General features: G+C 74.6%; 14 protein-coding genes. 7 read left to right on the top strand and 7 right to left on the bottom strand.

The window, feature by feature from the left end; genetic code table 11:
- The first annotated feature begins 93 nt into the window (after positions 1 to 93).
- From EDD39_RS32655 to EDD39_RS32635, 5 genes are all read left to right on the top strand, one after another.
- Positions 94 to 732: a phosphatase PAP2 family protein gene (locus EDD39_RS32655; protein ID WP_244257392.1), complete on the top strand. Its 639-nt coding sequence runs from the start codon at positions 94 to 96 to the stop codon at positions 730 to 732.
- Between the two features lie 153 nt (positions 733 to 885).
- Positions 886 to 1398 carry a pyridoxamine 5'-phosphate oxidase family protein gene (locus EDD39_RS32650; protein ID WP_123562930.1) on the top strand — a complete coding sequence of 171 codons (513 nt, stop codon included), beginning with the start codon at positions 886 to 888 and terminating at the stop codon, positions 1396 to 1398.
- A gap of 140 nt (positions 1399 to 1538) precedes the next feature.
- The gene (locus EDD39_RS32645) at positions 1539 to 2660 is read left to right on the top strand and encodes a TIGR03364 family FAD-dependent oxidoreductase (protein ID WP_123562928.1); all 1122 of its coding nucleotides are present in this window, start codon (positions 1539 to 1541) and stop codon (positions 2658 to 2660) included.
- Between the two features lie 49 nt (positions 2661 to 2709).
- Positions 2710 to 3393 (top strand): phosphonatase-like hydrolase, encoded by a 684-nt coding sequence (locus EDD39_RS32640; protein ID WP_123562926.1) that lies wholly within the window; start codon positions 2710 to 2712, stop codon positions 3391 to 3393.
- Positions 3394 to 3504: 111 nt separating this feature from the next.
- Positions 3505 to 4755 carry a glycoside hydrolase family 3 N-terminal domain-containing protein gene (locus tag EDD39_RS32635; RefSeq protein WP_244257391.1) on the top strand — a complete coding sequence of 417 codons (1251 nt, stop codon included), beginning with the start codon at positions 3505 to 3507 and terminating at the stop codon, positions 4753 to 4755.
- A gap of 52 nt (positions 4756 to 4807) precedes the next feature.
- Here EDD39_RS32635 and EDD39_RS32630 read toward each other — a convergent pair whose 3' ends face one another.
- Entirely contained in the window at positions 4808 to 5731 is a 924-nt protein-coding gene (locus tag EDD39_RS32630) for an alpha/beta hydrolase (RefSeq protein WP_123562921.1), read from the bottom strand.
- Between the two features lie 108 nt (positions 5732 to 5839).
- Between EDD39_RS32630 and EDD39_RS32625 the strand changes: the two genes are divergently transcribed.
- Entirely contained in the window at positions 5840 to 6277 is a 438-nt protein-coding gene (locus EDD39_RS32625; RefSeq protein ID WP_123562919.1) for a MarR family winged helix-turn-helix transcriptional regulator, read from the top strand.
- A 29-nt stretch (positions 6278 to 6306) separates the two neighbouring features.
- Here the strand turns inward: EDD39_RS32625 and EDD39_RS32620 are convergent, their stop codons facing one another.
- The 6 genes from EDD39_RS32620 to EDD39_RS32595 form a co-directional block, all read right to left on the bottom strand.
- Positions 6307 to 6627: a DMT family transporter gene (locus EDD39_RS32620; RefSeq protein WP_123562917.1), complete on the bottom strand. Its 321-nt coding sequence runs from the start codon at positions 6625 to 6627 to the stop codon at positions 6307 to 6309.
- The gene (locus tag EDD39_RS32615; RefSeq protein ID WP_123562915.1) at positions 6627 to 7292 is read right to left on the bottom strand and encodes an HAD family hydrolase; all 666 of its coding nucleotides are present in this window, start codon (positions 7290 to 7292) and stop codon (positions 6627 to 6629) included. Before EDD39_RS32615 ends, EDD39_RS32620 begins: the two co-directional genes overlap by 1 nt.
- 152 nt (positions 7293 to 7444) lie before the next feature.
- Positions 7445 to 8539, bottom strand: a complete 1095-nt coding sequence (locus EDD39_RS32610; RefSeq protein ID WP_123562913.1) for an ABC transporter ATP-binding protein — start codon at positions 8537 to 8539, stop codon at positions 7445 to 7447.
- 23 nt (positions 8540 to 8562) lie between these two features.
- On the bottom strand, positions 8563 to 9390 hold the full coding sequence (locus tag EDD39_RS32605; protein WP_208765699.1) for an ABC transporter permease: 828 nt from the start codon (positions 9388 to 9390) through the stop codon (positions 8563 to 8565).
- Positions 9378 to 10334 (bottom strand): ABC transporter permease, encoded by a 957-nt coding sequence (locus EDD39_RS32600; RefSeq protein ID WP_208765698.1) that lies wholly within the window; start codon positions 10332 to 10334, stop codon positions 9378 to 9380. Before EDD39_RS32600 ends, EDD39_RS32605 begins: the two co-directional genes overlap by 13 nt.
- Before the next feature lie 8 nt (positions 10335 to 10342).
- Positions 10343 to 11512: an ABC transporter substrate-binding protein gene (locus EDD39_RS32595; RefSeq protein WP_123562911.1), complete on the bottom strand. Its 1170-nt coding sequence runs from the start codon at positions 11510 to 11512 to the stop codon at positions 10343 to 10345.
- A gap of 350 nt (positions 11513 to 11862) precedes the next feature.
- Here EDD39_RS32595 and EDD39_RS32590 point away from each other — a divergent pair, with 350 nt between their 5' ends.
- Entirely contained in the window at positions 11863 to 12630 is a 768-nt protein-coding gene (locus tag EDD39_RS32590) for a GntR family transcriptional regulator (protein ID WP_123562909.1), read from the top strand.
- The last annotated feature ends 22 nt before the right edge of the window (positions 12631 to 12652 follow it).

The raw sequence follows: 12652 nt of genomic DNA, 5'->3' as shown, positions 1-12652 counted from the left end.
GTAATGGGAGGTCCGCCAGCCTTGCCCCTGACCCTGTCGCTCGGAGCGGTGAGTGCGCCGTCCGCCGCGCCCGTTCTGGTACATGTTGTCCCTGTGATCCCGAATGTTCATTCCCCCGCCCGCCTGCTCGCCTACGACGGCAGCGGCATCGACGGCGGCCTCTACACCCGGGTCACCGGGTGGGCCGAGTCCGCACCGCACTGGTTCGACCAGCTGGTCAAGACCTGGTCCGCGTACGGCATCGCGGTGTTCGCACTGCTGATGCTCTGGGCCTGGTGGCGGGCCCGGGCCGCCGACTCGGTGGTGATGGCCCGGGTGCTGGCCTCGCCGCTGATCATGGTGGTCGCCTACCTGGTCAACTCGGTGCTCAAGTCGCTGGTCGAGGAAGTCCGGCCGTGCCAGCAGCTGCCCGGCAGCTTCGTGATCGAGTCCTGCGCGCCGGTGGGCGACTGGGCCTTCCCCAGCAACCACACGGTGGCCGCGTTCTCCGCCGCCGCCGCGCTCTGGTACGCCGACCGCCGGCTCGGCTGGATCGCGCTGGCCGCCGCCGTGCTGATGGGCGCCTCCCGGGTCTGGGTCGGCGCGCACTACCCGCACGACGTGCTGGTCGCCGCGCTGGTCGGCGTCCTGGTGGCGCTCCCGCTGGCCGCGCTCGCCGGCCGGGCCGCGCCGCTGGTCGACCGGCTCAGGACCGGCCCGCTCGGGTCCTTCCTGGGGGCCGGAGCGGCCTGAACGGGGCTGGTCCGGGGGCCCTCGGGGCCTGATCGATCCGGGCCGGTCGGCCTCTTGTGCCCCCGCGCCGCGCGGGGAGAGCATGTGAGCCGGGCAGGGGAGTACTCCCCCGCCCGGCTCGCTTTTTCCTGCAGCTCTGCGGAGGGACGCGCCATGCCGTACCGACTCGACGTCATCCAGGGGAACTGGCCCGCGGACGAGCTCGGGAAGGGGGTGGAGGGCCTGCTCGCCGACAGCACGGTGCTCAGCCTCGCCACCGCCGGACACGAGCGCGGCCCGCACGCCAACCTGGCCTTCTACGCCTTCGACTCCGACCTGGTGCTGTACTTCGTCAGCGAGCGCTCCACCCGGCACAGCCTGCACCTGGCCGAGGAGGCCCGGGCCGCCGCCACCGTCCACCTCCAGCCGCCCGCCTACGGCGAGCAGCTGCGCGGCATCCAGCTCACCGGCAGCGCCGGCGAGGCCTGGGGGCGGCAGGCCGAGGCGGCGCTGGCCGCCTACCGCAGCCGCTACCCGTCGTTCGCCGCCGACCCCGAGGTCGCCGCCCAGTTCCTGGCCGGGCGGGGCGCCGCCGCGCTGTACCGCTTCCAGGTGGAGGAGCTGACGGCGGTGGACGAGCCGCGGTTCGGGCGGCGCGAGTACCTGCACGCGCGCGTGCTGCGCTGAGGTCCGGCGCCCCGGGCCGCGGGGCTTGCTGCTTCGGGCGCCTCGGGTGGCCAGGTTGTATGGACAACTCTTGCGGGCGGTTCACCTCCGCGACGGGAGTCCGACCACTGGCGGCCACCTCGGCGCCCGAGCCTGTCCGCATGAGAGTCATCGTCGTAGGAGCGGGCGTGCTGGGCACCATGCACGCCTGGCAGGCCGTCGAACGCGGCCACGAGGTCGTCCACCTGGAACGCGAGACCGAGGCCCGCGGCGCCTCCGTCCGCAACTTCGGCCTGGTCTGGGTCAGCGGCCGGGCCGCCGGGCCGGAACTGGCGACCGCGCTGCGGGCCCGCGAGCTGTGGGAGGAGATCGGCGCCCGCGTCCCCGGCCTGTGGTTCCGGCCCAACGGCTCGCTCACCCTGGCCCGCACCGAGGCCGAACTCGCCGTCGCCGAAGCCGCGCTGGAGCTCCCCGACGCCGAGTCCCGCGGCTACCGGCTGCTCGGCCCCGACCAGGTCCGCGCCCTCAACCCGGCGCTGCGCGGCCGCTACCTGGCCGGCCTGCACTGCACCCGGGACGCCGCCGTCGAACCCCGGGTCGCCCAGCCCGCGCTGCGCGCCGCGTTGGAGGCCACCGGCCGCTACACCTTCCTGCCCGGCCGGGAGGTCCGCGACCTGGTCGGCGGCCGTGCCGTCCGCGACGACCACGGGCAGCTGCACGAGGGCGACCTCGTCCTGCTGTGCACCGGCGCCTGGCTCGGCGGACTCGTCCGCGAACTCGCCCCCGACCTGCCGGTGCGCCGCGTCCGCCTGCAGATGATGCAGACCGACCCGCTCGGCGAGACCCTCACCACCTCCGTCGCCGACGGCGACTCCTTCCGCTACTACCCGGCCTTCGCCGGCCCCGAACTGGACGCCCTGCGGGCCGGCCAGCCGCAGCCGCCCGTCGCCGAACAGCACAGGATGCAGCTGCTCATGGTGCAGCGCCAGGACGGCGGACTCACCGTCGGCGACACCCACGAGTACGACCAGCCGTTCGGCTTCGACGTGGTCGAGGACCCGTACGACCACCTCGCCGAGGTCGCCGCGGACCTGCTCGGCCGCCCGCTGCCCCGGATCCGCCGCCGCTGGGCCGGCGTCTACGCCCAGTGCACCGACCCCGCCCGGGTCGTCCACCGCCAGCAACTCGCCGACACCGCCTGGCTGGTGACCGGCCCCGGCGGCCGCGGCATGACCTGCTCCCCGGCCATCGCCGAGACCACCGCGGACGCCGCCGGGCTCTGAGCCCCCGCCCGGCCCCGCCCATCCTTCCGTGAACCGACAGAGGCTGAACATGACCACGCACGACGTGACCCTGGTGGTGCTCGACATGGCGGGCACCACCGTCGCCGACGACGGCCTGGTGGAGCTGGCCTTCGCCGCCGCCGCCCGCGCCCAGGGGGTGGAGACCGGAAGCCCGGAGCACGCCACCATGCTGGCGCACGTCCGGGCCACCATGGGGGAGTCCAAGATCTCCGTCTTCCGGCACCTGTTCGGCGACGAGGACCGCGCCCAGGGCGCCAACCTCGCCTTCGAGTCCGCCTACGACGCCCTGGTCGACCAGGGCCGCTGCGAGGCGCTGCCCGGCGCCGCCGAGGCGATCGCCGAACTGCGCGGCCGGGGCCGGAAGGTGGCGCTCACCACCGGCTTCTCCCGCACCACCCAGGACCGCATCCTGGCCGCGCTCGGCTGGCAGGACATCGCCGACCTGACGCTCTGCCCCGCCGACGCCGGCCGCGGCCGCCCCCACCCCGACCTGGCGCTCACCGCCCTGCTGCGCACCCGCACCGACTCGGTGCAGCAGGTCGCGGTGGCCGGCGACACCGGCTACGACATGCTCACCGGCGCCCGGGCCGGCGCCTCGGTGGTGGCCGGCGTGCTCACCGGCGCGCACGACGAGCCCCGGCTGCGCGCCGACGGCGCCACCCACGTGCTCGCCTCGATCGCCGAACTGCCCGCGCTGCTGGCCGCCCGCTGACCCCGGCGGCCGCCCACCGGCGGTGACCGCGCGGCCCCGGCGACGCCCCGGGGCCGCGCGGTACTGGTTCGGGCCGCCCCGGCGTGCTTATCTGATGGCATGTTGCGGTCAGTGCGTTCGCTCGGAGTGCTCACCCTCGGACTGGCGCTGCTCACCGGCTGCGGCTCCTCCGGGAGCGGCAGCGGCGGCAGCAGCCCCTCCGGCGGCGCCGGAACGACCACCGGCAGCGCCGGACCGAGCAGCCCCGGCCCCAGCCCGACGCCGTCCCCGACCCCCACTCCGAGCCCGAGCCCGAGCCCGACGCCCACGCCGACGCCCACGCCCGAGCCGAGCACCCCCGCGCCGACCACCGGCCCCGGCGACGCCCGGCTCGTCGGACAGCGGATCGTCTACTCGTACCCCGGCACCACCGTCCCCGACACGCTGCTCCAGCGGGTCCGCGAGGGCCGGGTCGCCGGGGTGATCTTCTTCGCCGAGAACGTCGGCAGCGGCGGCACCGCGCTGCGCACCGCCGTCGCCCGGCTCCGCGAGGCCGAACAGCAGAGCCCCGGCCGGCGCCCGCTGCTGCTGATGACCGACCAGGAGGGCGGACTCGTCCGGCGGGTGCCCGGCGGGCCCGAACAGTCCGCCAAGGACGTCGGCCGCGCCGCCGACCCGCTCGCCGCCGCCGCCCGCACCGGCGGCGAAGCCGCCACCGCGCTCACCGACCAGGGCCTCAACCTCAACCTGGCGCCCGTGCTGGACGTCTACCGCACCCCCGGCGACTTCGCCGACTCCGCGCAGCGCTCCTACAGCACCGACCCCGCCACCGTCGGCCGGCTCGGATCCGCCTTCGTCAAGGCCCAGCAGGACGCCGGGGTCGCCGCCACCGCCAAGCACTTCCCCGGCCTCGGCAGCGCCCCCGCCGGCGCCAACACCGACGAGGAACCCGTCACCCTCGGCCTGCCGCTCGACCAGCTGCGCAGCACCGACGAACGCCCCTACCGGGACGCGATCGCCGCCGGGGTCAAACTGGTGATGCTCTCCTGGGCGGTCTACCCGGCCCTCGACCCCGGCACCCCCGCCGGCATGTCCGGCACGATCGTCCGCGACGAGCTGCGCAGCCGCCTGCACTACGACGGCGTCACCATCACCGACGCGCTGGAGGCCAAGGCCCTCGACCCGGTCGGCGGCACCGACCGGCGCGCGATGGCAGTCGCCCAGGCCGGGGTCGACCTGCTGCTCTGCTCCGGCCGGGACGTCGCCCAGGGCGACAGCGCCGCCGCCGCCCTCGCCGCCGGACTGGCCTCCGGGGAACTGGACCGCAACGACTTCACCGCCTCCGCGAACCGGGTCGACGCGCTGCGGGGAACGCTCAGGTAGCGGGTCGGGCCGGCCGGGCCCGCGATCGGGCCGGGCCGGTTCGGCGGCCGGTTCAGCGGGCCGGGGCGAGGGCGTCGAGGCGGGCCGCGTCCAGGTGGGCGGTGAGGAAGCGGGCGGCGCGCTGCAGGGCGGCGTCGGCCTCGTCGAGGCGGCCGAACTGCTGCTGGAAGACGTGCGGGAGGCCGGACTCCACTTCGAGGGTGACCGCGACGTCCTGCTCGGCCGCGCGGGCGGCCAGCCGGACCGCGTCGTCGAGCAGCAGCTCGTTCGTCCCGACCTGGACGAGGAGCGGGGGCAGCCCGGTGAGGTCGGCGAACAGCGGGCTGGCCAGGGGGTCCGTCGGGTCGCCCGTGCCGAGGTAGTGGTCGGCGTAGGCGCGGATGTCGGCCTCGGTGAAGAGCGGGTCGGCCTCCTTCCGGGAGCGGTAGCTCGCCCCGGCGAGGGTGAGGTCGACCCAGGGCGAGAAGAGGACCGCGGCGGCGGGCAGCGGAAGCCCGGCGTCGCGGGCGGCGAGCAGGGTGGCGAGGACCAGCCCGCCGCCGGCGGAGTCGCCGGCCAGGACGAGGCTCCGCGGGTCGGTGCCCGACTCCAGCAGCTCGCGGTAGGCCGCGAACCCGTCGTCGACGGCGGCGGGGAAGGGGTGCTCGGGGGCCAGCCGGTAGTCCGGGGAGAGCGCGCGCAGCCCGGAGTGGCGGGCCAGTTCGCCGACCAGCCCCGCGTGGGTGTCCGGCGAGCCCACCAGGTAGCCGCCGCCGTGCAGGTAGAGCAGCAGGCCGTGGTCGGCGGCGTCGGCCGGCTCCAGCTCCAGGGCCGGACGGCCGCCCAGGACGGTCCGGCGGACGGCCACGGCCTCCGGCGCGGGGCGGCCGACGGCGGCGGCGAAGCCGGTGCGCTGCTCCTCGGGGGTGGGCGGGGTCTCGGGGCGGGGGGCGGAGCGGAGCAGGGCGTCCAGGGCTTCGCGCTGCTGACGGGACACGGGGGCCTCCAGAGGGGTCGGTGTGCGAGGATGGATTCCTAGGAATGCATCTGCTGACCTGAACCATATTCCAGAGAAGAAGATTCCTGGGAATCCATTGGGGGAAGTGTGAGCCACGTCACTCCGGTCCTCGTCGACCTGATCCGCGTCGAGACCCGGCTCTACAACGCCGTGAGCGCCCGGCTGCGCGCCCAACAGGGCCTGGGGCTCGGGCAGTTCGAGTTCCTGGAGATCATCGACCGGGTGCCCGGGTGCCGCGTCCTCGATCTCGTCGCCGAAGTCGCGATCACGGTGGGCGCCGTCAGCAAGGCGGTCGACCGGCTGGTGGAGGCGGGCTGGTGCGAGCGGGTCGCGAACCCCGAGGACCGCCGCTCCTCCCTCCTCCGGCTCACCCCCGAGGGCGAGGCGCAACTGGCCGCGGCCCGCCCCGTGGTGGAGGCCGAGAGCGCGGCGCTGACCGCGTCGGTGCCCCCCGAGGACCTGGCCCGCCTCGCCACGACCCTGGCCGCCCTCCGGGCCGGACTGGAGGCGGACCAGGTGGGGTGAGCGCGGCGCGGGCCGCGGGTCGCGGCGGCTCAGTGGGCGGAGCGGAGGTTCAGCAGGACCACGCCGACGATCACCAGGGCGATGCCGCACCACTGCAGGCGGCCCAGCGGCTCGCCGAAGAAGGACGCGCCGATCGCCGCGACGGCGGCCGTGCCCGCGCCCGACCAGACCGCGTACGCGACCGAGACCGGGATGTGCCGGAGGGCCCGGCCCAGCAGGGCGAACGACAGCACGTAGCCGACCGCGACCGCCAGGCTCGGCCACAGCCGGGAGAAGCCGTCGGTGAGCTTGAGCAGGCTGGTCGCGCACACCTCGCAGGCGATCGCCAGGGCCAGCAGCAGGTACGGCATCAGGCCGCGGGGGCGGCCAGCGCCGCGAGGAACGGCAGGTCCGCGTCGACCAGGCTGTCCAGCACGGTGGTGCCCGCGACGGCCGGGATCGGGACGGCCGACGGCACCGCCAGCACCGGGCAGCCCGCCGCGCGGGCGGAGGCGACACCGGTCGGGGTGTCCTCGACGGCCACGCAGACGGCCGGGGTCAGGCCCAGCCGGGCGGCCGCGGCCAGGTACGGGTCCGGGGCGGGCTTGGTGCGCGGAGTGTCCTCGGCGGCCAGCGTGGTGCTGAACCAGTGCGGGCCGATCGCGTCCAGCACCAGGTCGACCACCCGGCGCGGGGACGCCGAGACCAGCGCGGTCGGGACGCCGGCGGCGCGCAGCGCGGCGAGCAGCGCGAGGGCGCCGGGGCGGGGGACGATCTCGGCCCCGACCTTCGCGGCGAACGCGTCGTTCAGGTGCGCGACCAGGTCGGCCTCCGGACGCGAGGTGCGGCTGCTGCGGTGCAAGTGGGCGGCGGTGTGCTCGACGGCCTGGCCGAGGACGTCCGGGAGGTCGGCGTCGGTCAGGGCCAGGTCGAGCTCGGCGGCGAGTTCGGCCGCGGCCTGCCACCACAGGTGCTCGGTGTCGACCAGGGTCCCGTCCATGTCGAACAGGACGGCGGCGGGGCGGGGTGCAGGCATGGCGGTACCTTACGGGGGTCTTCGGGCACGCGGGGCGGGGCGTGGAGCAGCGTGCAACTGGCTTTCGGTGGACGGGTGTCGGGCTGATGCCTGCCGCTGCGCGCAGTTCCTCGCGCCCCCGGCGGGGCGCGGGAGGGGGGCGGGGGCGGGGGTCAGGAGGGGGTGGTCGGGGCGTGGTCGACCAGGACGGGGCGGTCGGGGAGGGTGAGGGCGGCGCGGCTGCCGAGGGGGAGGGTGGCGGCGGTTTCGGTGGGGAGGTCGGACTTGATCTCGGTGCCGTCGGGGAGGCGGACGGTGAGGCGGGTGACGGCGCCGAGGAAGGAAGCGGCGACGACCAGGGCGGTGCCGTCCTCGGCGGGGGTGAGCCGGACGTTCTCCGGGCGGACCAGGACGTGCAGGTCGCCGTCGGCGGGGAGGGTGCCGTCCACGGGGTGGCGGCGGCCGAGCACCTCGACCTGGCCGTCGGCGGTGCGCGAGCACGGGATGCGGCTCATGGTGCCGACGAACTCGGCGACGAACGCGGTGGCCGGCCGGGAGTACAACTCCGAGGGGGTGGCGCACTGTTCGAGGCGGCCGGCGCGCAGGACGGCGACCCGGTCGGCCATCGAGAGGGCCTCCTCCTGGTCGTGGGTGACGAACAGGGTGGTGATGCCGAGTTCCTGCTGGAGGCGGCGGATCTCCTCGCGCAGCGCGAGCCGGACCTTGGCGTCGAGGGCGGAGAGCGGCTCGTCGAGCAGCAGGACGCGCGGCTGCAGGGCGAGGGCGCGGGCCAGCGCGATGCGCTGCTGCTGGCCGCCGGACATCTGGTGCGGGTAGTGGGCGGCGCGCTGCGGGAGGCCGACGAGTTCCAGCAACTCCTGGGCGCGGCGCAGCCGTTCGGCCTTGCCGACGCCGCGCATCCGCAGGCCGAAGGCGACGTTGTCGGCGGCGGTGAGGTGCGGGAAGAGGCTGTAGGACTGGAACACCATGCCGGCGTCGCGCCGGTGGGCGGGGATCCGGGTGATGTCCTCGCCGTCGACCAGCACCTCGCCGGAGTCGTGGGTCTCGAAGCCGGCCAGGATCCGCAGCGCGGTGGTCTTGCCGCAGCCGGAGGGGCCGAGCAGGGCGAGCAGTTCGCCGGGGCGGACCGTCAGGTCGAGGCCGTCGAGGGCGGTGGTGGTGCCGAACTGCCGCCGCAGCGAACGGAATTCGACGGTGGCGCTGCCGGTGGCGGTGTCCTTGGCGAGGAGGGTGGTGGCGGTGCTCATGGGTGGCGGTCTCCGGGAGCGGTTCAGGAGGTGGCGGCGGTCTTGTGGCGGCGCTCGCGGCCGGCGGCGGCCAGCAGGAGCAGCAGCACCCAGGTGATCAGCAGGCTGAGCACGGACACCGCGACGGACATCTGGCCCTGGCTGTTGCCGACCGAGTAGATCCACACCGCGAAGGGCTGGTAGCCGAGGATCGAGGCGGTGGTGAACTCGCCCAGCACCAGGGCCAGGGTGAGGAAGGCGGCGTTCAGCAGCGCGCCGCGCAGGTTCGGCACGATCACCGAGAGCACGGCCCGCGGCCAGCTCGCGCCGCAGTTGCGGGCGGCCTCGACCAGGGTGCGCACGTCCACGGCGCGCAGCCCGGAGTCCAGGGCGCGGTAGGCGAGCGGCAGGGCCATCAGGACGTACGCGACGACCAGGACGAGCGGGAACTCCGGCTGCTGGACGAACACGAAGGTCTGGAAGAACGGCGTGTCCATCAGGTAGTCGGGGCCCCAGCGCAGCACGCCGATCAGGCCGGCGGTCAGGGCGACCGGCGGCACCACCAGCGGGAGGGTGCAGACCACTTCGAGGACCGGGCGGAGCTTCGGCGCGCCGAGCCGGACCGCGATCATCGCGGGCACCAGCAGGAGCAGCAGCACCACGACGGTGACGGCGGCGAGCTCCAGGGTGAGCACCAGGCTGTCGGTGAAGCCGGGGGCGGAGAGCAGGCCGGTGTAGGCGTCGAAGGAGATCCCGCTCGGGTCGTCGATCGAGAACCAGACCGAGGCGGCCAGCGGCACCAGGAAGTACAGGCCGGCCAGCAGCAGGACCGCGCCGCGCCAGACCCGCAGGCGGGAGATCAGCTGAGCCATCGGGCACTCCGGCGCTGGAGGGGCAGGTAGACGGCCATCACCAGGACGGCCACGATGATCATGTCCAGGCTGAGCGCCAGCGCCAGGTTGCCCTGGCCGACCAGCACGTTGCCGGAGAGCGCGTCGGCGATCTGACGGCTGATCAGCGGGACGGTCGCGCCGACCATCGCGGCGGCGGTGGCGTACGCGGCGAACGCGGAGCCGAACAGCAGCACGAAGCCGCCGAGCAGCGAGGGGAACAGGATCGGCAGCGCGACGTGCCGCCAGTACTGCAGGGCGGTGGCCCGGTTGTTCTGGGCGGCCTCGCGCCACTGGACCCGCAGGCCCTCCAGCGCGGGGGTGATGGTGAGCACCATCAGCGGCACCAGGAAGTACAGGTAGGTGACGGTCAGGCCGGAGAAGCTGTACAGCGACCAGCCGTGGTCGGTCAGGTGGAACATCCTGGTGACCTCGCCCGCGTTGCCCAGGGTGGCGACGAAGGCGAACGCCAGCGGCAGGCCGCCGAAGTTGGCGAGCACGCCGGAGGCGGTCAGCACCGCCTCGCGCAGCAGCCGGAACCGGGAGGTCAGCACGGCCTGGGCGATCGGGACGCCGAGCACGGTGCCGATCAGCGCGGTCAGCGCGGACAGCTTCACGCTGGAGAGCAGCGCCGTCCAGTACGCGCCCTGCACCGAGTCGGTGAGATTGGCGGTGGTGAAGGAGCCGGCGCCGGTCTCCGCGTCGCCGGAGACGGTGAACGCCCCGGTGACGATGGCGACGGCGGGCAGGCCGAAGCCGACCAGGAAGAAGGCCAGCAGCGGCACGGTGGCCAGCCAGGCACCGCCGCGCGGGCGGCGCCGGGCGGGGCGCGGGGCGGGGGACGCGGTGGCGGCGCCGGGAGCCCCCGGGCCGCCGCTGGGGTCAGCGGCGGCCGGGGCCGGCACCGGGGTGGGAGCCGTGGTCATGTCGGTGATCAGCCCGCGATGGCCTTGGCCCAGTTGTCGGTCACGACCTTCTTGGCCGCGTCGACCTGCTCCGGGCTGGGGAAGGTGGTGAAGGGCTTCTCGACGACCGGCAGCTTGGCCGCGGCGGTGGCGTCCAGGGTGCCGTCCGCCTTCATCGCGTCGAACAGCGCCGGGGTGGCGTAGCCGCCCAGGAAGCCGTTCTGGCCCTCGGCCGAGTACAGGTACTCGATCCACAGGCGGGCGGCCGCCGGGTGCGGGGCGTCCTTGTTGATGGCCTGGCTGTAGTACTGGGCGTAGGAGCCGTCGGTGGGGACGGCGACCTGCCAGTCGACGCCCTTGCCCTTGAACTCGTCGGTGTAGCCGGCGTTCAGGTACGACCAGTCGATCGAGATCGGGGTCTCGCCCTTCTCGACGGTGGCCGGGGTGGACTCGACCGGGTTGAAGTTGCCGGACTGCTTCAGCTTGGCGAAGAAGTCGATGCCGGGCTGGATGTTGTCCAGCGAGCCGCCGTTGGCCAGCGCGGCCGCGTACACGCCGCCGAACGCCGAACCGGACTTGGTCGGGTTGCCGTTCAGGGCGACCTGGCCCTTGTACTCCGGCTTGAGCAGGTCGGCGAAGGTCTTCGGGCAGACCGCGACCTTCTTGGCGTCGCAGCCGATCGAGACGTAGCCGCCGTAGTCGTTGACCTGGAGGCCGTTCGGGTCCTTCATGGTGGCGGGGACCTTGTCGAAGCCGGCCACCTTGTAGGGGGCGAGGATGCCCTCCTTGGCGGCGGAGAGCGCGAACGCCGAGCCGAGGTCCAGGGTGTCGGGGGCGCGGTCCTGGCCCTTGCGGGACTTGACCGCGTTGATCTCGTCCTGGCTGGAGCCGTCCGGGTTCTCGTCCTCGATCTCGATGCCGTACTTCGCCTTGAAGTCGTCCATCAGCTTGCCGTAGTTGGCCCAGTCGCGCGGGAGGGTGATGACGTGCAGCTTGCCCTCCTTCTTCGCGGCGGCCACCAGGCCGTCCATGCCGCCGAAGTCGGCCAGCGAGGTCGCGGTCCTCGCGTCCTTGGCGCCTCCCTTCGCGGCGTCGCCGGACTTGGCGGTCGAGCCGGCGGAGCCGCAGGCGGAGAGGGAGAGCGCGGCAGCGGTCAGCACGGCCGCGAGGGCGGCGGCGCGGTGGCGGTGCACGGTCACGGGAGGGTCTCCTGGAGGAAGTGGAGCTGCAGAGATCACGGGAGTGTTCGGTGCGCGGCGCGGCCGGTTGTCCGGCCAAGTTGGCCAGCCAACTTCCGGCGCCGGAAGCAAGTACGCCCGAGGCCGGTGACGGGAAGGTGAACGGACGGCCCAGGCCGGGGGTCGGCTGCGGGAACGGTCGCGCCCGGAGCCGGAGGCGCCGGCCGCAAGGGCTAGAGTCCGTGGTGTACGCGCGATCACGGCGCGGACACGGCCCAATCTCCTTGCCGGCCGGGCTCCTTACCGACCAGGGCCCTCACCGGCCAGGTTCACCGACCAGGCTCCTCACCGACCAAGGGAACTCGACGCACGTGGCACTCGACCAGGACCGCGCCGCCGGCTCGCTCTACCGCAAGGTGGCCGCCGACCTGCGCGAAGCGATCACCTCCGGCTCGTTCGGCGAAGCCGGACGCCTGCCGGCGGAGGGCGCCCTCGCCGAGCAGTACGGCGTCTCCCGCGGCACCGTCCGCCAGGCCCTCGCCATGCTGCGCGCCGACGGGCTGGTCACCTCCCGTCGCGGCACCCGCCGGGTCGTCCTCGGCAGCGCCCGCGTCCAGTCCTTCTCCGAGCTGCTCTCCTTCACCCACTGGGCCCGCTCGATGGGCGAGGAGCCCGGCGGCCGGCTCGAATCGCTGATCCGCCGCCCCGCCGACGCCGCCGAACGCGAGCAGCTGCGCCTCGAACCCGGCACCGAGGTCTACGTGACGCTCCGCCTGCGCACCCTCTCCGGCACCCCCGTCATGGTCGAGCGCACCGTCTACCCGCCCCGGGTCGGCGAGGTGGTCGCCCAGCTCCCGCCCGACGTGGTCTCGCACACCGAACCCCTGCGCGAGCACGGCATCCTGTTCACCGACGCCGACCACACCATCGACGTGGTCGCCGCCAACGCGGACGACGCCCGCCTGCTCTCCTGCCGCCGCGGCAGCCCGCTGCTGCGCGAGAAGCGCCGCACCACCGACCCCACCGGCACCCCCGTCGAGTGGTCCCAGGACCGCTACCTGCCCGGCACCGTCGCCTTCTCCATCCACAACTCGCTGGCGTCCTCGGCCCTTTCGCGGCACGCCCGGGACGACGACTGAGCGGTGGCCGCAACGGTCGGGC

It is taken from the genome of Kitasatospora cineracea (assembly GCF_003751605.1).
Lineage (GTDB): Bacteria > Actinomycetota > Actinomycetes > Streptomycetales > Streptomycetaceae > Kitasatospora > Kitasatospora cineracea.
The sequence above is the reverse complement of the archived record's forward strand: the minus strand, read 5'-3'. Positions and strand labels throughout refer to the sequence as shown.

What these genes read in the sequence shown, in the direction of transcription:
- EDD39_RS32620 (WP_123562917.1), bottom strand. Translation starts at nt 6,627, where the DNA reads ATGCCGTACCTGCTGCTGGCCCTGGCGATCGCCTGCGAGGTGTGCGCG.
- EDD39_RS32600 (WP_208765698.1), bottom strand. Translation starts at nt 10,334, where the DNA reads ATGACCACGGCTCCCACCCCGGTGCCGGCCCCGGCCGCCGCTGACCCC.
- EDD39_RS32645 (WP_123562928.1), top strand. Translation starts at nt 1,539, where the DNA reads ATGAGAGTCATCGTCGTAGGAGCGGGCGTGCTGGGCACCATGCACGCC.
- EDD39_RS32615 (WP_123562915.1), bottom strand. Translation starts at nt 7,292, where the DNA reads ATGCCTGCACCCCGCCCCGCCGCCGTCCTGTTCGACATGGACGGGACC.
- EDD39_RS32650 (WP_123562930.1), top strand. Translation starts at nt 886, where the DNA reads ATGCCGTACCGACTCGACGTCATCCAGGGGAACTGGCCCGCGGACGAG.
- EDD39_RS32610 (WP_123562913.1), bottom strand. Translation starts at nt 8,539, where the DNA reads ATGAGCACCGCCACCACCCTCCTCGCCAAGGACACCGCCACCGGCAGC.
- EDD39_RS32640 (WP_123562926.1), top strand. Translation starts at nt 2,710, where the DNA reads ATGACCACGCACGACGTGACCCTGGTGGTGCTCGACATGGCGGGCACC.
- EDD39_RS32605 (WP_208765699.1), bottom strand. Translation starts at nt 9,390, where the DNA reads ATGGCTCAGCTGATCTCCCGCCTGCGGGTCTGGCGCGGCGCGGTCCTG.